Annotated in this window: 17 protein-coding genes and 1 pseudogene; 12 read left to right on the forward strand and 6 right to left on the reverse strand. The window is 74.9% G+C overall.

Annotated elements, in window-relative coordinates; translation table 11 throughout:
• Both MY520_RS18525 and MY520_RS18530 read left to right on the forward strand, forming a co-directional pair.
• Nucleotides 1-393 (forward strand): annotated as a pseudogene (locus MY520_RS18525) (mycofactocin biosynthesis glycosyltransferase MftF); the annotation flags it as partial.
• Nucleotides 380-1,744, forward strand: coding sequence for a GAF domain-containing protein (locus MY520_RS18530; RefSeq protein ID WP_436694035.1), 1,365 nt, complete (start codon nt 380-382; stop codon nt 1,742-1,744). The pseudogene MY520_RS18525 and the gene MY520_RS18530, both read left to right, overlap by 14 nt.
• Nucleotides 1,745-1,836: 92 nt before the next feature.
• On the opposite strand, the gene MY520_RS18535 is transcribed toward MY520_RS18530, so the two are convergent.
• A complete protein-coding gene (locus tag MY520_RS18535; RefSeq protein ID WP_436694036.1) occupies nt 1,837-2,826 on the reverse strand; it encodes an iron-siderophore ABC transporter substrate-binding protein in 990 nt (329 codons plus the stop codon).
• 297 nt (nt 2,827-3,123) lie between these two features.
• Here MY520_RS18535 and MY520_RS18540 point away from each other — a divergent pair, with 297 nt between their 5' ends.
• The 4 genes from MY520_RS18540 to MY520_RS18555 all read left to right on the forward strand — a co-directional run bounded on the left by MY520_RS18540 (nt 3,124) and on the right by MY520_RS18555 (nt 7,995).
• Nucleotides 3,124-3,627 (forward strand): (2Fe-2S)-binding protein, encoded by a 504-nt coding sequence (locus tag MY520_RS18540; protein ID WP_436694037.1) that lies wholly within the window; start codon nt 3,124-3,126, stop codon nt 3,625-3,627.
• The gene (locus tag MY520_RS18545) at nt 3,624-6,119 is read left to right on the forward strand and encodes a xanthine dehydrogenase family protein molybdopterin-binding subunit (RefSeq protein WP_436694038.1); all 2,496 of its coding nucleotides are present in this window, start codon (nt 3,624-3,626) and stop codon (nt 6,117-6,119) included. Before MY520_RS18540 ends, MY520_RS18545 begins: the two co-directional genes overlap by 4 nt.
• Complete coding sequence (locus tag MY520_RS18550) at nt 6,116-6,973, forward strand: FAD binding domain-containing protein (protein WP_436694039.1); 858 nt, start codon at nt 6,116-6,118, stop codon at nt 6,971-6,973. Before MY520_RS18545 ends, MY520_RS18550 begins: the two co-directional genes overlap by 4 nt.
• A 101-nt stretch (nt 6,974-7,074) precedes the next feature.
• Complete coding sequence (locus MY520_RS18555; RefSeq protein ID WP_436694040.1) at nt 7,075-7,995, forward strand: SRPBCC family protein; 921 nt, start codon at nt 7,075-7,077, stop codon at nt 7,993-7,995.
• On the opposite strand, the gene MY520_RS18560 is transcribed toward MY520_RS18555, so the two are convergent.
• From MY520_RS18560 to MY520_RS18570, 3 genes are read right to left on the reverse strand one after another with little or no spacing between them, the layout of a single operon-like run.
• Nucleotides 7,961-8,644, reverse strand: a complete 684-nt coding sequence (locus MY520_RS18560) for an alpha/beta hydrolase family protein (protein WP_436694041.1) — start codon at nt 8,642-8,644, stop codon at nt 7,961-7,963. The genes MY520_RS18555 and MY520_RS18560 overlap by 35 nt on opposite strands.
• Nucleotides 8,641-9,312: an HAD-IA family hydrolase gene (locus tag MY520_RS18565; RefSeq protein ID WP_436694042.1), complete on the reverse strand. Its 672-nt coding sequence runs from the start codon at nt 9,310-9,312 to the stop codon at nt 8,641-8,643. The genes MY520_RS18560 and MY520_RS18565 overlap by 4 nt, the downstream gene beginning before the upstream one ends.
• Nucleotides 9,309-9,983, reverse strand: coding sequence for a DedA family protein (locus tag MY520_RS18570; RefSeq protein ID WP_436694043.1), 675 nt, complete (start codon nt 9,981-9,983; stop codon nt 9,309-9,311). Before MY520_RS18570 ends, MY520_RS18565 begins: the two co-directional genes overlap by 4 nt.
• Before the next feature lie 51 nt (nt 9,984-10,034).
• Here MY520_RS18570 and MY520_RS18575 point away from each other — a divergent pair, with 51 nt between their 5' ends.
• On the forward strand, nt 10,035-11,333 hold the full coding sequence (locus tag MY520_RS18575) for an amidohydrolase family protein (RefSeq protein WP_436694044.1): 1,299 nt from the start codon (nt 10,035-10,037) through the stop codon (nt 11,331-11,333).
• Between the two features lie 41 nt (nt 11,334-11,374).
• On the opposite strand, the gene MY520_RS18580 is transcribed toward MY520_RS18575, so the two are convergent.
• Entirely contained in the window at nt 11,375-12,184 is an 810-nt protein-coding gene (locus tag MY520_RS18580; RefSeq protein ID WP_436694045.1) for an MBL fold metallo-hydrolase, read from the reverse strand.
• A 123-nt stretch (nt 12,185-12,307) separates the two neighbouring features.
• Here MY520_RS18580 and MY520_RS18585 point away from each other — a divergent pair, with 123 nt between their 5' ends.
• The 5 genes from MY520_RS18585 to MY520_RS18605 all read left to right on the forward strand — a co-directional run bounded on the left by MY520_RS18585 (nt 12,308) and on the right by MY520_RS18605 (nt 17,655).
• Entirely contained in the window at nt 12,308-13,822 is a 1,515-nt protein-coding gene (locus MY520_RS18585) for a TldD/PmbA family protein (protein WP_436694046.1), read from the forward strand.
• Between the two features lie 67 nt (nt 13,823-13,889).
• Entirely contained in the window at nt 13,890-15,278 is a 1,389-nt protein-coding gene (locus tag MY520_RS18590) for a metallopeptidase TldD-related protein (RefSeq protein ID WP_436694047.1), read from the forward strand.
• Nucleotides 15,279-15,548: 270 nt separating this feature from the next.
• On the forward strand, nt 15,549-15,851 hold the full coding sequence (locus tag MY520_RS18595) for a hypothetical protein (protein ID WP_436694048.1): 303 nt from the start codon (nt 15,549-15,551) through the stop codon (nt 15,849-15,851).
• Nucleotides 15,852-15,890: 39 nt separating this feature from the next.
• A complete protein-coding gene (locus MY520_RS18600) occupies nt 15,891-16,379 on the forward strand; it encodes a hypothetical protein (RefSeq protein ID WP_436694049.1) in 489 nt (162 codons plus the stop codon).
• A 259-nt stretch (nt 16,380-16,638) separates the two neighbouring features.
• Nucleotides 16,639-17,655: a C40 family peptidase gene (locus MY520_RS18605; RefSeq protein ID WP_436694050.1), complete on the forward strand. Its 1,017-nt coding sequence runs from the start codon at nt 16,639-16,641 to the stop codon at nt 17,653-17,655.
• Here MY520_RS18605 and MY520_RS18610 read toward each other — a convergent pair.
• Nucleotides 17,649-18,227 (reverse strand): YdeI/OmpD-associated family protein, encoded by a 579-nt coding sequence (locus tag MY520_RS18610; RefSeq protein ID WP_436694051.1) that lies wholly within the window; start codon nt 18,225-18,227, stop codon nt 17,649-17,651. The two genes, MY520_RS18605 and MY520_RS18610, sit on opposite strands and share 7 nt — an antisense overlap.
• Between the last annotated feature and the right edge of the window lie 46 nt (nt 18,228-18,273).

Consider the following 18,273-nt stretch of genomic DNA (forward strand, 5'->3'; position numbering starts at 1 on the left):
GCCCTCCTGGTGCTGCGCCGGAGCCCCCCCGCCGGCCGCACCCTGCCCCGCTCGGCCACCCGGCACCACTGGCCGCTGGCACTGGCCGCGGCGGCCGCGTCCCGCCGGGCCCGCCGCTGGGTGGGCGTCGCCGCCGTCGCCGACGCCGTCCTGGCGTGGTGGCCGCACCGCCGCGCGGTCGGGCCGTTGCGGTTCGCCGTCGCCCGGCGGCTGGAGGACGTCGCCTACGGGGCCGGCCTGTGGTGGGGCGCCCTGCGCGCCCGCGACCCCCGCGCGCTGCTGCCCGCGGCACCGCCGCCGATCGGTCCTCCCCTTCCCGCCGTTCCTCCCCTGGGCCAGGCGGCGGCCTGCCTGGTGGAAACGGGAGGGAGGGGCCACGATGGCGCACGATGAGCCCGAGCCCGCGGACGTCGCGATGACGACGGTCAACCCCTGGCTCGCGCTGCCCGAGGGGCGCCCCGACCCCACGCTCACCCGCCGGCTGCGGGCCGCCCACGAGGCGATGGTCACCCGCGGGGGCCCGGCCGGCCGCGACTCGGTGCGGGCGGTCGTCTGGGACTCCTGGCGCCGCAGCCTCGGCAGCGGGGTGGACCCCGACGGCACCGCTTCGCCGGTCGACCTGCTCGACGACGACCTGCTGGCCTACCGCGCCGCGCACCCGCTGGCGCCGGTCCTGCCGGTGATCCGCCGGCTGCTGGTCGAGGACGCCGAGGCCGACCAGATGATCGTCGCGGTCACGGACGCGGCCGGCCGGATGCTCTGGGTCGAGGGCGACCGGCGGCTGCGCGCCCGCGCCGAGACGATGAACTTCGTCGAGGGCGCGCGGTGGTCGGAGGAGGTCGCCGGCACCAACGCCCCGGGCACCGCCCTGGCGGTCGACCACGCCGTCCAGATCTACGGGAGCGAGCACTACCGGCGCCCGGTGCAGAACTGGAGCTGCTCGGCGGCGCCGGTCCACCACCCGGTCACCGGCGCCCTGCTCGGCGCCATCGACGTCACCGGCGGCGACTCCGTGGCCAGCCCGCACGTGCTCACCCTGGTGCGGGCCACCGTGGCCGCCGTCGAGTCCGAGCTGCGCTGGCTGCACCGCGAGCAGCCCTCCGGGCGGCGTCCGGCCGCACCGGGCCCCCGCCCGGTCGCTCCGCGGCTGGACGTGCTGGGCCGCGACCGGGCCCGCCTGGTGCGCCCCGCCGGGCCGGTCGAGCTGTCGCTGCGGCACTCCGAGCTGCTGCTGCTCCTCGCCGAGGCCGCCGTCACCGGACACGGCCGGACCGCCGAGCAGCTGGCCGCCGAGTGCCACGCCGGCGATGCCGCCGCGGTGACCGTCCGCGCGGAGCTGTCCCGGCTGCGCCGGCTGGTCGGCACCGACCTCGTCGGCTCCCGCCCGTACCGGCTGCTCGGCCGGCTCGACACCGACCTCGACCGGGTGCGCCGGCTGCTCGGCCGCGGTGCCGTGGGGCCGGCGCTCGAGTGCTACCCCGGTGCGGTGCTGCCGCGCTCGGTCGCGCCCGGCGTGGTCACGGCCCGCACGCGGGTCACCGCGCTGCTGCGCCAGGCGGTGCTCGCCAGCCGCCGTCCGGAGCTGCTGCTGCGTTACAGCCGGCTGCCCGAGGCGCAGGACGACGTCGCCGTCTGGCAGACCTGCCTGGAGTGGCTGCCACCCGGGGCGCCGAGCCGGCCCGGGGTGGCCGCGCACCTGCACCATCTGCGCCGGGCCCCCCGCGGGCCGCTGCGCGTGCACTGAGCCCTCCCCGACGATCATGAAGTTCGGGAGGCGACATGCCGCCTGCCGCAGGTGTGTCGCTTCCGCAGCTTCATGATCGTCGGCAGAGGCCGCTACAGGGCGCCGGCGAACAGCGGGACGGCGTTCTCCAGCGCGTACCCGATGCCCAGCGAGGACCCGCTGGAGAAGGCGCTGACCAGCGTCTCGTCCTCGAGCACCACGGCGTGGCCCTGCTGGACCGAGGGCAGCGTCTGCCAGAGCGGGTTGCCGGTGATCTCGGTGGCCTCCACGAAGATCGGGAAGACGACGGTCAGCGGGGCGTCGAGCAGCCGCAGCTCCTCGTCGCTGACCGGGACGAAGAAGTTCTCGCCGGCGAGGTCCTGGATGGCCGGCTTGTTGGTGAAGCCGAGCGCCTCCGTGAAGTCGACCCGGGCGTCACCGCGGACGTAGGCCCCGAAGCCCTCCGACGTGTACGCGCCGACGGCGACCTCGGTGCCCTCGAACTGCGGGTTGGCCTCCCGGGCGTCGGCGAACTGCTGCTCCACGCTGTCGGCGATCCCGGACGCCTCGTCCTCGCGGCCCAGCGCCTGGCCCACCAGCTCCAGCTGCTGCTGCCAGGTGGTCTGGTACGGGCCGACGCCCTCGGGCTGGCCGATGGTGGGCGCGATCTGGCTCAGCAGGTCGTAGCGCTCCTGCGTGCCGTCGGAGCGGGTGTCGAGGATCAGGTCGGGCTCCAGCGCGGCGACCGCCTCCAGGCTGGGCTCGAGGGTGTCGATCAGCTCCGGCGCCTCGTCGTAGCGCCCCTCCGCCCACGGGCCGACGCCAGCGCCGCCGAAGCCCAGCCAGTCGCTGGCCCCGACCGGCTGGACGCCGAGGGCCAGCGCCGTCTCCGCGTCCGACCAGCCGAGGGCGACGACCCGCGCTGGCTCCTCCTCGACCGTGACGTCCCCGAACGCCGTCGCCACGGTCACCGGGAAGGCGCCCGCGGCCGAGCTCGGTGGAGCGTCCCCGGCCTCCTCCACGGCGGAGCCGGAGCCGCAGCCGGTGGCGAGGACGGCGACGACCAGCAGGGCGGCGCCGCGGAGGGCAGGACGGGATCGCATCGGGGCTCCTCGGGGACAGGTAGGTGAGGCTCACCTAACACCCTCGGGACGACGGAGGGCCACCGGGGTCGCGGAGCCGGAGCCTGCAACGGCGCTGCAACGTTGCCCGGGGGCGCGGCTCCGGGGGCGCCGAGCCCGGCGCGCTCCGCAGATGCGGAGACGCAGGGCTGGAGAGTCCTCCTGTGCGGAGGTGAGGTGGTCGGCGCGTCGGGTAAGCGTGGCCTAAGTCACTCCCCCGTTGACACACTCCGGCCAGGTGGCTCTGCCACACGACCCCTGCAACGAAGCGGAGGATCCGTGACACAGATCAACGTGCGGGTGGACGGGGTGTCCTACCGCGACGACGTCGAGCCCCGGACCCTGCTGGTCCACTACCTGCGGGAGACGCTGGGCAAGGTCGGCACCGTCGTCGGCTGCGACACCAGCAACTGCGGGGCCTGCACCGTGCACCTCGACGGCGCGGCCGTGAAGTCCTGCACGGTCCTGGCCGTCCAGGCCGACGGCGGCGAGGTCACCACGATCGAGGGGCTGGCGCAGAACGGCACCCTGCACCCGGTGCAGAAGGCCTTCCACGAGATGCACGGGCTGCAGTGCGGGTTCTGCACCCCCGGGATGATCATGACGTCGATCGACCTGCTCAAGGAGAACCCGAACCCGAGCGAGACCGAGGTCCGCGAGGGCATCGAGGGCAACCTGTGCCGCTGCACCGGCTACCAGAACATCGTCCGCGCGGTGCAGCAGGCCGCCGGCGAGATGGCCGGCACCGGCGCCGCCCCCGAGACGACGGGAGCGCAGGCATGACCGTCACCCAGGACCGACCCGGCGCCGAGGCGCCGGCCCGCGAGGTCGGCCAGGCCCGCCTCCGCAAGGAGGACGCCCGGCTGATCACCGGCCGCACGACGTGGACCGACAACATGGTCCTCCCCGGGATGCTGCACCTCGCCGTGGTCCGCAGCCCGCTGGCCCACGCGAAGATCCGCGGCGTCGACGTCACCGCCGCGACCGAGTCGCCGGGCGTCGTCGCCGTCTTCACCGGTCAGGACTTCAAGGAGGAGCAGGGCTCGATCCCCTGCGCCTGGCCGGTGACCCCCGACATGGTCAACCCCGGGCACCCGTCGGTGGCCGTCGACGAGGTGAACCACGTCGGCGAGGCCGTCGCGGTGATCGTCGCCCGGAGCAAGGCCGCCGCGCAGGACGCCGTCGAGCTCGTCGACGTCGACTACGAGCCCCTGCCCGCGGTGCTCGACATGGAGCAGGCGATCGCGGCCGACCCGAGCCTCTGCCACGACCACCTCGACTCCAACCAGAGCTTCCACTTCGTGTTCGACGGCGGTGAGGCCGAGACGGGGACCGACACCGAGCGGGCGTTCGCGGACGCCGAGGTGGTGGTCAGCCGCAGGTTCGTGCAGCAGCGGCTGATCCCGGCGTTCATGGAGCCCCGCTCGGTCGTCGTCCAGCCGCAGGGCGACAACTACACGATGTGGTCCTCCACCCAGGTGCCGCACATCCTCCGGCTGATGCTGGCCATGATCACCGGGGTGCCCGAGCACAAGCTGCGTGTGATCGCCCCGGACGTCGGGGGCGGCTTCGGCGGCAAGCTCCAGGTGACGCCGGAGGAGGTGATCAGCCTCCTGGTGGCCCGCCGGATCGGAAAGCCGGTCAAGTGGACCGAGACCCGCAGCGAGTCGCTGATGACCGCGCACCACGGCCGCGACCAGATCCAGTACATCGACATCGCCGCCGACCGCGAGGGCAACGTCAAGGGCCTGCGCTGCCGGATCCTCGCCGACATGGGCGCCTACCTGCGGCTGGTCAGCCCCGGTATCCCGGTGCTCGGGGCGTTCATGTTCAACGGCATCTACAAGTTCCCGGCCTACCGCTTCGAGTGCCAGGGCATCTTCACCAACAAGGTGCCCACCGACGCCTACCGCGGCGCCGGCCGGCCCGAGGCGACGTTCGCCGTCGAGCGGATCATGGACGAGCTCGCCGTCGAGCTCGGCATGGACCCGCTGGAGCTGCGCCGCAAGAACTGGATCAAGGCCGAGGAGTTCCCGTTCACCACGGTGGCGGGGATGACCTACGACAGCGGCGACTACGAGACCGCGACGCAGAAGGCCCTGGAGCTGCTCGGCTACGACGAGCTGCGCGAGGAGCAGCGCCGCCGCCGGGAGTCCGGCGACCCGGTGCAGCTGGGCATCGGCTTCTCCACGTTCACCGAGATGTGCGGCCTGGCGCCGTCCCGCGTGCTGGGCTCGCTGTCCTACGGCGCGGGCGGCTGGGAGCACGCGGCGATCCGGATGCTGCCGACCGGCAAGGTCGAGGTGGTCACCGGGTCCACGCCGCACGGGCAGGGCCACGAGACGGCGTGGAGCCAGCTGGTCGCCGACCGGCTCGGCGTCCCCTTCGAGGACATCGAGGTGCTGCACGGCGACACCTCGATCGCGCCCCGCGGGCTGGACACGTACGGGTCCCGCTCGCTGGTGGTCGGTGGCGCGGCGGTGGTCCACGCGGCCGACAAGGTCATCGCGAAGGCCCGGAAGGTGGCCGCCCACCTGCTCGAGGCCAACGAGGAGGACCTGGAGTTCGCCGGCGGGAAGTTCGCCGTCCGCGGCACCCCCGGCTCGGAGGTCGGCATCCAGGAGATCGCGCTGGCCACGTTCGCGGCGCACAACTTCCCCGAGGGCGTGGAGCCCTCGATCGACGCGGACGCGACCTTCGACCCGGAGAACTTCTCCTTCCCGCACGGCACGCACATCTGCGCCATGGAGGTCGACACCGAGACCGGCAGGGTGCAGATCCGCAAGTACGCCTGCGTGGACGACGTCGGCACGATCGTGAACCCGCTGATCGTCGAGGGCCAGGTGCACGGCGGCCTGGCCCAGGGCATCGCCCAGGCGCTGTACGAGGAGGCCGTCTACGACGCCGACGGCAACCTCACCACCGGCAGCTTCGTCGACTACCTGGTCCCCTCGGCGGCGGACCTGCCGCACTTCGACACCGGCAACACCGTCCACGAGGCGCCGGGCAACCCGATCGGCGCGAAGGGCGTCGGCGAGGCCGGCTGCATCGCCAGCACGCCGGCGGTGGTCAACGCCGCACTCGACGCCGTCCGCCACCTCGGGGTGTCCGACATCCGGATGCCCCTGACACCGGAACGGGTCTGGCGGGCGCTCCAGGAGGGCGGTGACGGCGGAGACCGCGCGACCGCCGGCACCGTCGCCTACGGCGGGGCGCAGACCGAGTCCACCGCCGGTGTGGCGACCGACGCCTCGTCTCTCGGAGGTGACCGGTGATCCCCGCCGCGTTCGAGTACGCCCGGCCGACGACGATCGACGAGGCGCTGCAGGCGATCGCCGCGGGCGGGGAGGACGTCAAGATCCTCGCCGGCGGCCAGTCGCTGATCCCCGTCATGCGCCTGCGCCTGGCGGCACCGGAGACCGTCGTCGACCTCGGCCGGGTCAGCGAGCTGCGCGGGGTCCGGGACGACGGGGACGCCATCGTCATCGGTGCGATGACCACGCACCACGACGTGATGACCGACCCGCTGGTCCAGCAGCACGCCCCGCTCATCGCCGAGGCGACCGAGACGGTCGCCGACCGGCAGGTGCGCGCCCGGGGCACCTTCGGTGGCGCCCTCGCGCACGCCGACCCCGCCGGCGACCTGCCGGCGGTCGCGCTGGCCCTGGATGCCGAGTTCGTCGTGGTCGGGCCGAACGGCCGGCGCACGGTGGCCGCGGCGGACTTCTTCGTCGACTACCTCACCACCGCGCTGGAGGAGGGGGAGCTGCTCGTCGAGATCCGCGTTCCCAAGCTGGCCGGCCAGTGGGGCATGCACTACGAGAAGTTCAACCGGGTGGCGCAGGCCTGGTCGATCGTGGCCGTCGCCGCGGTGGTCCGCCGCGAGGACGGCCACATCGCCGAGGCGCGGATCGGGCTCACCAACATGGGCCCGACGCCGATCCGCGCCCGGGCGACCGAGGCCGCACTGGCCGGTGCCGACGCCAGCGCCGAGGCGATCGCGCAGGCCGCGCGGTCGGCGGCCGAGGGCACCAGCCCGAGCAGCGACCTCAACGGCCAGGCCGACTACCGCCGGCACCTGGCACAAGTGCTGACTCGCCGTGCGGTGACCGCGGCCGCCGGGTTGTAGCGTCGGTCACCAGCCCCCGGTACCGCGCCCGTTCCCCTCGGCCGGCCCGCCTCCCTCCGGGGGTGGACCGGCCGAGCCACGTACTCCCAGGAGGTCGCACCGTGCAGTTGGAGAACTCGTTCACCGTCCCCGTCCCCATCGACGAGGCCTGGCGGGTGCTGATGGACATCGAGCGGATCGCCCCGTGCATGCCCGGCGCCAGCCTCGACTCGGTCACGGGTGACGACTTCACCGGCAAGGTGAAGGTCAAGCTCGGCCCGATCAACCTCACCTACGCGGGCAAGGCGTCCTTCATCGAGAAGGACGAGGCCGCGCACAAGGCGGTCATCGACGCCCGCGCCAAGGACCAGCGGGGCAACGGCACCGCCGCCGCCGTCGTCACCGCCAAGCTGAAGGAGGAGGGGGCCGTCACGCGGGTCGACGTCCTCACCGACCTCAACATCACCGGCCGGCCGGCCCAGTTCGGCCGCGGCGTGATGACCGACGTCGGCAACAAGCTGCTCGGCCAGTTCGCCGACAAGCTGGCCAGCCAGCTCGGGGCCGGTGACCAGGAGGTGGCGGCCCCGGTGCCGGCCGAGACCGCGACCCAGAAGGTGGCGGCCACCGCCACCGGTGCGGTCGAGGAGGTCGCCGCCTCCGTCGAGCAGGTCCCGGGGGACGGCGCGGCCGCCGCGAAGACCCGCACGACCGCGGCCGCGGCCAAGGAGGCCGCGGCGGGCGCCACCGACACGGTGTCGACGACGACCCCCGCCGGTCCCGCCGCCACCCCGGTGTCCACCCCGGCGGCGCCGGGGACCCCGGCACCGGCACCGGTGCCGGCTGCGACCGCGACGACGCCGGCCGGCCCGGCGGCGACCCCGGCGTCCACCTCGGCCCGGCCGGCGGCGGCCGAGTCGGAGCCGATCGACCTGCTGGAGGTGGCCGGCGGTGCGGCGCTGGCCCGCTACGCCACGCCGCTGGCCGGCGCGGCAGCGGTGCTGCTGGTGATCACGCTGATCGTGCGCCGGCGCCGCCGCCGCTGAGTCCCGGGGCGGGGTCGCCGGGCCGGCTCGACCCGGCGACCCCGCCCAGCCAGTCCAGCGCCGCGGCGGCGACCACGTCGAGGTCGCGGCGGAGTGCGTGGTCGCCGGGGACGGCGTAGACCGAGGCCCCGGCTCGGCCGGCGAGCACCGCGGCGACCTCCTCCGGGCGGCCGAACGCGTCCCGCTCGCCCTGCACGACGCCGATCGGCACGGGCACCGCGGTCAGCTCGTGTGCCCGCGACCGCTCCGGCCGGCCCGGCGGGTACAGCGGGAACGCCAGGCACAGCACCCCGGCCGCCCCCTGCGCGGCCGCGGACCGGCAGGCCACCCGGGCTCCCGCGCTGCGGCCGCCGAGCACCACTGGGCCGGTCAGCCGGCCGCCGTCCCGCAGCCCGTCGAGCACCGCGGCCCAGCCCTCGTCGAGCCGGGGCGGCGCGGGCGCGATCCGCTTCCCCGCCACCCGCCAGGGCTGCTCCACGCGCAGCACCCGCCAGCCCGCGGCGGCGGCCGCGGTGCTGACGGCGAGCAGGTCGGCCGACTCGATCCCGCCGCCCGCGCCGTGCCCGAGCACCAGCGTCCCGGTGGCGCCGTCGGCCGGCTCCGTGCTGGTGACCCGCGCCGGGCCCAGGGGGGTGGGCAGCTCGGTCATGCGGCCGGCCGTGCCAGCAGGGCGTCCACCGCGCCGGCCAGGTCGCCGGCGACCAGCGCGGCGGGGTCGTAGACGGCCGGGTAGGCCCGCTCGCTGCGCGGGAACCAGGCGCCGGTGAGGCCGGCCTGCACCGCTCCGTGCACGTCCCAGGCGTGCGCGGCGACCATCGCCATCCGCTCCGGGGGGACGTCGCAGGCCCCGGCCGCCCACAGGTACACCGCGCGGGCCGGCTTCCAGGCGCGGATGACCTCGCTGGACAGCGACCGCTCCACCAGCGCGCGCACCCCGCCGCGCTCCAGCCCGGCCTCGGCGACGCCGGGGGTGCCGTGGGTGAGGGTCACCACCCGCACGCCGGCCGCGGCGAGCCGGCGCAGCGCGGGCTCGACGTCCGGGTGCGGCGCCAGCTCGAGGAAGGCGTCGGCGACCCGGCCGCGGTCGGCGGCGGAGAGGTCCACTGCCTGCGCGAGGGCGGCGTCGAAGGCGTCCCGGAACCGGCACCAGGTGCCGGCCGCGGCGGTGGCGAAGCCGGTCAGGAGGGTGCGGACGAAGACCGTGGGCAGCAGGTCGGCCGGCTGCCCGAGTTCCACCAGCGCCGCCCGGACGGGGGCGAGGTCGAGCAGGGTCTCGTTGACGTCGAAGGCGACGACGGCGGGCCGGGCGACTGTCATGCGTCGGCGTCGCCCCGGCCCCGCTCGGCGGCGCGCTCGCGCCGGTGCCGGCGGACGTCCTTGCCGCGCTTGACGACCAGCCAGCCGACCCCGATGACGGCGGCGGCGACGACGGCGTAGTCCAGGTACTTGAGGTTCTCGCGCACGAAGTCACCGGCGGCGACGCCCAGCCCGATGAGCACGCTGTTCCAGATCAGGCTGCCACCGGCGGTGAACAGGAGGAACTGGCCGAACGGCATGCGGACGACGCCGGCCGGCACCGAGATGAAGCTGCGCACGATCGGCACCATGCGGCCGAAGAACACCGCCGACCGCCCGTGCCGCTCGAACCAGGCGAAGGTCCTGTCGACGTCCTCGGTCTCCACCAGCGGCAGCCGGTCGAGGAAGGCGTGCGAGCGCTCGGGTCCGAGCGCGCGGCCGACGTAGTAGAAGAAGATCGCGCCCAGGATCGAGCCGAGCGTGGCGAAGAGCACCACCGGGACGACCGACATCCGGCCCTCGTTGATGAGGACGCCGGCGGCGCCGAGCACGGCCTCGCTGGGGATGGGCGGCACGACGGTCTCGAGCAGGATGGACAGCCCCACGCCCACCGGCCCCAGCTTCTCCACCATGTCGAGCAGGAAGCCGGTGATCCCGCCTTCGTCGGATGCGGCGGCGGCGAGGAGCGACATGCGTCCCACGGTAAACGGCGCTCTGCGGGCGTGCGGGTAGCTTCGCCGGACATGCGCCAGCGCTACACCGCCCGGGCCGTCGTCGTCGGCGACCGGGCCGGCACCGTGCTACCCGACGCCGTGCTCGACGTCGCCGACGGCGAGATCGCCTGGGTCGGTGCCGCCGCCGACGCCCCGCCGGCGGCGGACGCCGAGGTCACCGCCCTGCCCGGCCTGCTGATGCCCGGGCTGGTGAACACCCACGCGCACGGGCCGATGGTGCTGTTCCGCGGCCAGGCCGAGGGGCTGCCCCTGGAGCGCTGGCTGCGCGAGGTGATCTGGCCGCGCGAGGGGCGGCTGACCGCCGACGACGTCGAGGCGGCGATGACCGCGGCCTCGGCGGAGATGCTCTGCGGCGGGATGACCACGAGCGTGGAGATGTACTTCGCCCCCGAGCGGGTCGCCGCGGCGGTCGGGCGGACCGGCGCGCGGGCGGTGATCGCCACCCCGCTCATCCCGCTGCCGGGGACGCCGCCGCTGGCCGAGCAGCTGCGCGACGCGGTCGCCTTGGCCACCCGGGCGCCTGCCGACGGCACCGTCGAGTACGGGATCGGGCCGCACGCGGCGTACACGCTGCCCCTGCCGCTCCTGCGCGACGCCGCCGCGGCCGCCCGCGAGCACGGGCTGCTCCTGCACCTGCACGTGGCCGAGACCCGCGCCGAGGACGCCGACCTCCTGGCCACGCACGGGCTGTCGGTGCCGGCACTGCTCGCATCCCACGACGTGCTGGGGGGCCGGGTGCTCGCCGCGCACTGCGTGCACCTCGACGACGCCGACCTGGAGCTGTGGCAGGAGTACGAGGTCGCGGTCGCGCACTGCCCGGCCAGCAACGCCAAGCTGGCCAGCGGGATCGCACCGGTACGGGCGATGCTCGACCGCGGCCTCCGGGTCGGGCTGGGCACCGACGGGGCGGCGTCCAACGACGGGCTGGACCTGCTCGGCGACGTCCGGCTGGCCGCGCAGCTGGCCCGGCTGCGCGAGGGACGGGCGACCGCGCTGACCGCCGCCGAGGCGTTCTGGCTGGCCACCGGCGGTGCCGCCGACGCGATCGGCCGCCCGGACCTCGGGCAGCTGGCGGTCGGCCGCCGTGCGGACCTGGTGCACGTCGACATGGCCGACCTGCTGTTCGAGCCGGTGCTCAGCCCCCCGGACGTGCTCACCCACCTCGTGTGGTCGGGGACCTCGCGGCTGGTGCGCGACACCTGGGTCGGCGGCCGGCCCGTGGTGCGTGACGGCGTCTGCACCACCGTGGACGTCGAGGCGCTGCGAGCGGACGTCGCGTCGCGGGCCGCCCGCCTCGCGACCGGTTGATGGAGTGGATCCGTGGGCGTCACCCTCGCGGATCCACTCCGTCAGGGGCGCAGCGAGATCGTCTCGCCGCGCACGACCGCGCGGATCTCCCCGGGGGCCCGGCGCTCGGCCACCTCCCGGACGAAGTCGCCCAGCGGTGAGGCGAAGCGGTCGTAGTCGTCGTAGTGGACCGGCACCGTCACCGGCGGCTTCAGCAGCTCGACGAGGTCGGCGCCCTGCCGGCCGTCCATGGTCACCGTGACCCCGAGCGCCTTGGTGCCGCCGAGGTGCGGGATGAGGACGTCCAGCGGACCGCAGCGCTGCAGCACCTCGCCGAGCCAGGGCCGGTAGAGCGTGTCGCCGCTGATGTAGCCCCGCCAGCTCACCTCGCCGCCGCGCAGCAGCTCGAGGACGCTGCCCATCACCGGCGGCAGCAGCCTCGCCAGCGGGCCGGGGCCGTGCACGCCGGGGACGGCGGTGATCCGCAGCGTCTCGTCCGGCCGGGTCAGCTCGTGCCGCTGCCAGGGCGCGAGGTCGAGGGTCTCCCGGAAGCCGCGCCGGCCGAGCGCGCCGGCCGCTGCCGGGGTGGTGATCACCGGGGTGCCGCGGTCGAGGGTGCGGGTGGCGATGCGGTCCCAGTGGTCGGCGTGCAGGTGCGACAGCACGATCGCGTCGAGCGCCGGCAGCTGGGTGGGGAGCAGCGCCGGGTCGGTGAGCCGCTTGGTCCACAGCCCCTTGCCGAGGTAGGCCCGCTGCCCGCGGCGCAGGAAGTTGGGGTCGGTGAGCAGGGTGAAGCCGCCGATCCGCAGCAGCGTGGTGGCGTTCCCGCCGAAGGTGAGGGTGACGTCGTCGGACGGCGCGCGCGAGGCCATGCCCCGCGACTACCCGGCGCCCTCCGCGCCCACGCCGACCGCCGGTCCCCGCGGGGACCGCCGCCGTGGTCCCGTCGGTTTCCGCGGAAACCGACGTAGGGGCCCGGCTGGTAGACAGGGCGGGTGGCCGGTTCCCGCGACGTGGACGCGTCCTTCCTCGCCCTCCCGCTCGCCGCGCTGACCGACGCGGCGCTCACCCGCGCGATCGACCTCGGCTGCGAGCACGCCGACCTGCGGGTCGAGCGGATCCGCACCCAGACGATCAGCCTGCGCGACGCCCGGCTGGAGGCCCTGGCCGACGGCGAGGACCTCGGGCTCGCCGTCCGTGTGGTGCACGAGGGCACCTGGGGGTTCGCCGCTGGTGTCGTCCTCACCGCGGCCGAGGCGGTCCGGCTGGCCGAGGAGGCGGTCGCGGTCGCGAAGGTGTCCGCGGCGGTGAACAGCGACCGCGTCCAGCTGGCGTCCGAGCCGGTGTACCGCGACGCGGCGTGGGTCTCCGACTACGACGTCGACCCGTTCACGGTGCCCGACGCGGAGAAGGCCGGCCTGCTCACCGACTTCTCCGAGCAGCTGCTGGCCGCCGACGGCGTCGAGCACGTGCAGGCCAGCTGTGCGCTGGTCAAGGAGCAGAAGTACTACGCCGACACGGCCGGCACCCGGACACGGCAGCAGCGGGTCCGCACCAACCCCGACGTCACCGCGCTCACCGTCGACCGCACCACCGGCGCGTTCGAGAGCATGCGCAGCCTGGCCCCGCCGGCCGGTCGCGGCTGGGAGTACCTCACCGGCACGGGCTGGGACTGGCGCGGCGAGCTGGCCGAGATCCCCGAGCTGCTGCGGGAGAAGACCAAGGCGCCGTCGGTGCAGGCCGGCCGCTACGACCTCGTCGTCGACCCGTCGAACCTGTGGCTGACCATCCACGAGTCGATCGGCCACGCCACCGAGCTCGACCGGGCGCTGGGCTACGAGGCCGCCTACGCGGGCACCTCCTTCGCCACCGTCGACAAGCTCGGCACCCTGCGGTACGGCTCGGCGCTGATGGACGTCACCGGTGACCGCACCGCCCCGCACGGACTGTCCACCATCGGCTGGGACGACGAGGGCGTCGCCGGGCAGCAGTGGGACATCGTCAGGGAAGGCGTCCTGGTCGGCTACCAGGTCGACCGGAACACCGCCCGGCTGGGCGGGATGGCGCGGTCCAACGGGTGCGCCTTCGCGGACTCGCCCCGGCACGTCCCGGTGCAGCGGATGGCCAACGTGTCCCTGCGGCCGGCACCCGACGGCCCCTCGACCGAGGAGGTCATCGCCGGCGTCGAGCACGGCGTCTACGTCGTCGGGGACAAGAGCTGGTCGATCGACATGCAGCGCTACAACTTCCAGTTCACCGGGCAGCGGTTCTACCGGATCGAGGGCGGTCGTCTCGCCGGCCAGCTGCGCGACGTGGCCTACCAGGCGACGACGACGGAGTTCTGGGGCTCGCTCGCGGCCGTCGGCGGCCCGCAGACCTACGTGCTGGGCGGGGCCTTCAACTGCGGCAAGGGGCAGCCCGGTCAGGTCGCCCCGGTCAGCCACGGGTGCCCGGTGGCCCTGTTCGAGAACGTCAACATCCTCAACACGGTGCAGGAGGGCGGGCGATGAGCGGTGCGAGCGCCGGCGAGCGGGTCGTGACCATCGCAGCGAGCGCCAGCGAGCGAGGAGCGGAGCGATGAGTCAGCCGACCCCGCAGGACGTCGTCGAGAAGGCGCTGGCCGCCTCCACCGCGGACGGCCAGGTCGCCTTCGTCGTCGAGAGCTCGGAGGCCAACCTCCGCTGGGCCTCCAACAGCCTGACGACGAACGGTTCCATGCGCTCCCGGCAGGTCGTGGTGGTGTCCTTCATCGACGGCGGCACCGGGATGGCGGCCGGCACGGTGGCCCGCACCGGCAGCCCGGACATCGACGAGCTGGTGGCCGCCAGCGAGCAGGCCGCCCGCGACGCCGGCCCGGCCGAGGACGCGATGCCGCTGGTCGCCGAGACGCCGTCCGGCTCGGGCGACTGGGACGCCGACCCCGCGGAGACCTCGATCGGCGTCTTCGCCGACTTCGCGCCCGCCCTCGGGCAGGCCTTCGGCGAGGCCCGCGGCCGCGACGAGCTGCTGTTCGGCTATGCCGAGCACTCGATGGAGACCACCTACCTCGGCACGTCGACCGGCCTGCGGCTGCGGCACGACCAGCCCAGCGGCCGGGTGGAGCTCAACGGCAAGAGCACCGACATGAGCCGGTCGGTGTGGGCCGGCACCGGGACCCGGAACTTCGCCGACGTCTCGGTGGAGGCGCTCGCCGGCGAGGTGGCCCGCAAGCTCGGCTGGGCGCGGCGCCGCGTGGAGCTCCCCGCCGGGCGGTACGAGACGCTGCTGCCGCCGTCGGCGGTCAGTGACCTGATGATCTACGTCTACTGGACGATGGAGGCGCGCGACGCCGACGAGGGCCGCAACGTCTACGCCAAGGCCGGCGGTGGGAACCGGGTGGGCGAGCGCCTGGCCGCGCTCCCGCTGACCCTGCGCAGCGACCCGTTCGAGCCCGGCCTGGAGGCCTGTCCGTTCCAGGTGGTCAGCGGCTCCTCCGGTTCGGCGTCGGTGTTCGACAACGGGATGGCGACGCCGGCGGTGGACTGGATCTCCGGCGGGGTCCTGACCAACCTCATCCGGCCGCGCGCCTGGGCGCTGAAGACGACGGCACCGGCGACGGCCGCCGTCGACAACCTGGTGCTCGAGCTGCCCGGCGCGACGGTGACCCAGGACGAGATGGTGGCCGCCACCGACCGCGGCCTGCTGCTCACCACGCTCTGGTACATCCGCGAGGTCGATCCCCAGACGCTGCTGCTCACCGGGCTCACCCGGGACGGCGTCTTCCTCGTGGAGGGCGGCGAGGTCACCGGCGCGGTGAACAACTTCCGGTTCAACGAGTCCCCGGTCGACCTCCTGGCCCGCATCACCCAGGCCGGTCGCACCGAGCGCACGCTGCCGCGGGAGTGGAACGACTGGTTCACCCGGGCGGCGATGCCGGCGGTGCGGGTGCCGGACTTCAACATGAGCAGCGTCTCACCGGCCAGCTGACCAGATCGGAGGCCGTCGGCGGCGCGACGCGCCGATGTAACCCAACCGTCGGTGGCGGTGTGACAACCGGTTCGTCACATCGTTGTCATTTGCTTCCCGTGACGTTCTGCGAACGGGCCAATACCGTGAGTTCTGCCGGGATGGCCACGCGGAACGCAACACCCGCCTGGACCCCCCCGAGCAACAGCCGAGACGTGGACCGGGCGGAACCTCGCGCCCTGGCCACAGAGGGGCCCCGACCACACACGGGGCAGGTGAGGGGGAGGTCCCATGACCAGGAACACGAAGCCGTCGGTCTTCCAGATCGGCCAGATCTGGGACGACGGGGATGCGGTCGTGGTGTCCGGGTGGGGGCTGGGGCTGTGCGCCGCGGCCTGCACCTGCCACCGGCACCCCGGCGGCGGCAACCTCTCCATCGCCGAGGACCAGGCGCGGGGCCTGCTCGGGCTGGTCAGCTACGCCGACGACGACTGCAGCTGCTGCGAGCCGTGGACCGCCGACGAGCTGAGCGCGATCGTCCGTGACCTGGACATGGTCGCCGGCCTCCAGGCGCAGGAACCGCTCGCCGGCTGAACCGCGGTTTCCCGGGACCGGCCCGGGTAGGGGTCGGTCATGCTGGGACGAGCCGCCCTCCGCGGTGCCGTGGCCGGGCTGGCCGGTACCGCCGCCATGACGCTCGGCGAGAAACTCGAGCAGTCGGTGACGCACCGGCCGGACTCCTACGTCCCCGGGCGCACCCTGACGGCGCTGGCGACCCGCCGCCGGCTGCCCGAGTCGGCGCGCCCGCCCGTGCGCAACCACCTGATGCACTGGGGCACCGGCGCGCTCGTCGGTGCCCTGCGCGGCGTCTGGGCCGCCAGCGGGCTGCGCGGCTGGCACGCCTCGGCCTGGCACACCTCGGTCCGGCTGGCCACCGACCAGACCCTCGAGAACGCCACCGGCACCGGCGCCCCGCCGTGGACGTGGTCCCGGCGCGACCGCGTCGTCGACGTCGCCGGCAAGGCCCTGTACTCCTTCGTCACCGGCGCGGTGGCCGACGCGCTGGTGCCCCTCGCGGCCGACCGGACGCCGTCCGGGTCCGCCCCGCCCCGCCGCGGGTAGACCGTCGGCACCGACGCCATCGTCGGCAGCCAGCAGCCTTCAACCAGTTGCAGTCAGCCCCCTGTCCGACGGTTACGACGTTCCCGGCCGCCGGTCGGGACACCGGAGCCTGGTGGGGCTCCTGTGACGGACGGGGTCACGCCGCCGTCCGTGGCCCCGCGCGCCGCTGCCTACTCGTCGGCACCGTCTCCCTACCGTGCGTACGGACGCGCTCGGAACACCGCCCACACCGGCGGGGCGCGGTGAGGGGAGGCCGACCATGCAGCGGAACCGGACGACGAGCCGACGCTGGTCCGGCGCCACGCTGGCGGTCGCCGCCACCGTCGCCGTGCTGTTCACCCCGGCGACCGCGAGCGCCGAGCCCGCGACGGCCGCCGACGCCGCCCGGCTGGTCGCCGAGTCCGGCCAGCGGCTGTCCGCGCTCGACGAGCAGGTGCACGCGGCGCAGGTCACCGTCACCGAGCAGCAGCAGGCCGCGGTCGCCGCCGCGCAGACCGCCGCCGCCGCCGAGGCCCAGCTCGCCGCGTACGCCCCGCAGCTGGCGGCCATCGCGCAGGGCGCGCACACGACCCAGTCCCGGATGGCGGCCTTCCTCACCGGCGACTCGGCCGACGACATCGTCCAGCAGATGACCACCCTGGACCTCATCGCCAGCCACACCGAGGGGCTGCTGGCCGAGGTGTCGGTCGCGAAGCGGACCGCCGAGGAGGCCCGGACCGCGGCCGACGCGGCGGCCGCCCAGGCCGCGGCCGGGCTCGCCGAGCTCCAGCGCCAGCAGGCCGAGGTGGCCGCCCTGGTGGCGGACTACGAGGCCGACTTCGACCGGCTCAGCGCCGCCGAGCAGTCCGCCGTCACCACCCGGCTCGCCGGGCCGGCGCTGGCCGCGCCGTCCACCGCCGCCGTCGTGGCCGCGGCCGCGGGCGACCAGGTCGCGGCCGTGCTGGAGAAGGCGCTGGCGCAGGTCGGCGACGCCTACGTCTGGGGCGGGACCGGGCCCGACGGGTTCGACTGCTCCGGCCTCACCAGCTTCGCCTACGCCGCGGCCGGCGTCGCGCTGCCGCACTCGAGCCAGGCCCAGTCCCGGATGGGCGTGGCCGTCTCGCGCGCCGACCTGCAGCCCGGTGACCTGGTGTTCTTCGGGTCGCCGGTGTACCACGTGGGCATCTACGTCGGGAACGGGATGATGGTGCACGCGCGCACGTTCCGGCAGCCCGTCGCGGTGACCAGCGTCGACCAGGGCGACTACTCCGGCGCCCGCCGCGTCCTCGGTCAGTAGAGCCGGCCGCCCTCGGCCAGCAGCTGCACCAGCGCGGCGATCCGCTTCGCGCGCGCCGTCGCGGTGGCCGCCGTCGTGACCCGGTGGAGGACGGCGTAGCGGTTGCGGCCGTCCAGCGCCTCGAACTGCTGCTGCGCGGCGGGGACCGCGGCGAGGGCGGCGGTCAGGTCGTCCGGCACGGTGGCGGACGCCGGCCCCGCGTAGGCCCGCTCCCAGCGACCGTCGGCCCGGGCCGCCTCGACCGCGGCCAGGCCCGCCGGCCGCATCCGGCCGGCCGCGGTGAGCGCCTCGACGGCCGCCACGTTCTTCTGGGACCAGATGCTGCGGGCCCGGCGCGGGGTGATCCGCTGCAGGTACCAGGCATCGTCGAGCCGGTTGGACCGGCCGTCGATCCAGCCGAAGCAGAGCACGGACTCCACCAGCTCGGCGTAGGTCACCGACGGCACCCCGGCGCCCTTCTTGGCCAGCTTCACGTACAACCCGGGGGCGGTGGCGTGCTCGGCGTCCAGCCACTCCTCCAGCGCCGCCTGGTCGGGGAAGGCTCGCACCGGCAGGTCGGTCGGGAGCGTCACGGCGGGCATGGTGTCCCGGAGGTCGGCCCCGCGTCCAGGGGTGCCG

The sequence above is a fragment of the Geodermatophilus sp. CPCC 205506 genome, assembly GCF_051383635.1.
GTDB lineage: Bacteria > Actinomycetota > Actinomycetes > Mycobacteriales > Geodermatophilaceae > Geodermatophilus.

Excerpts from the sequence above, each read along its gene's own strand:
- MY520_RS18605 (WP_436694050.1), top strand. The coding sequence starts at position 16,639 with ATGCAGCGGAACCGGACGACGAGCCGACGCTGGTCCGGCGCCACGCTG.
- MY520_RS18535 (WP_436694036.1), bottom strand. The coding sequence starts at position 2,826 with ATGCGATCCCGTCCTGCCCTCCGCGGCGCCGCCCTGCTGGTCGTCGCC.
- MY520_RS18595 (WP_436694048.1), top strand. The coding sequence starts at position 15,549 with ATGACCAGGAACACGAAGCCGTCGGTCTTCCAGATCGGCCAGATCTGG.
- MY520_RS18575 (WP_436694044.1), top strand. The coding sequence starts at position 10,035 with ATGCGCCAGCGCTACACCGCCCGGGCCGTCGTCGTCGGCGACCGGGCC.
- MY520_RS18565 (WP_436694042.1), bottom strand. The coding sequence starts at position 9,312 with ATGACAGTCGCCCGGCCCGCCGTCGTCGCCTTCGACGTCAACGAGACC.
- MY520_RS18560 (WP_436694041.1), bottom strand. The coding sequence starts at position 8,644 with ATGACCGAGCTGCCCACCCCCCTGGGCCCGGCGCGGGTCACCAGCACG.
- MY520_RS18570 (WP_436694043.1), bottom strand. The coding sequence starts at position 9,983 with ATGTCGCTCCTCGCCGCCGCCGCATCCGACGAAGGCGGGATCACCGGC.
- MY520_RS18530 (WP_436694035.1), top strand. The coding sequence starts at position 380 with ATGGCGCACGATGAGCCCGAGCCCGCGGACGTCGCGATGACGACGGTC.
- MY520_RS18590 (WP_436694047.1), top strand. The coding sequence starts at position 13,890 with ATGAGTCAGCCGACCCCGCAGGACGTCGTCGAGAAGGCGCTGGCCGCC.
- MY520_RS18600 (WP_436694049.1), top strand. The coding sequence starts at position 15,891 with ATGCTGGGACGAGCCGCCCTCCGCGGTGCCGTGGCCGGGCTGGCCGGT.
- MY520_RS18580 (WP_436694045.1), bottom strand. The coding sequence starts at position 12,184 with ATGGCCTCGCGCGCGCCGTCCGACGACGTCACCCTCACCTTCGGCGGG.
- MY520_RS18545 (WP_436694038.1), top strand. The coding sequence starts at position 3,624 with ATGACCGTCACCCAGGACCGACCCGGCGCCGAGGCGCCGGCCCGCGAG.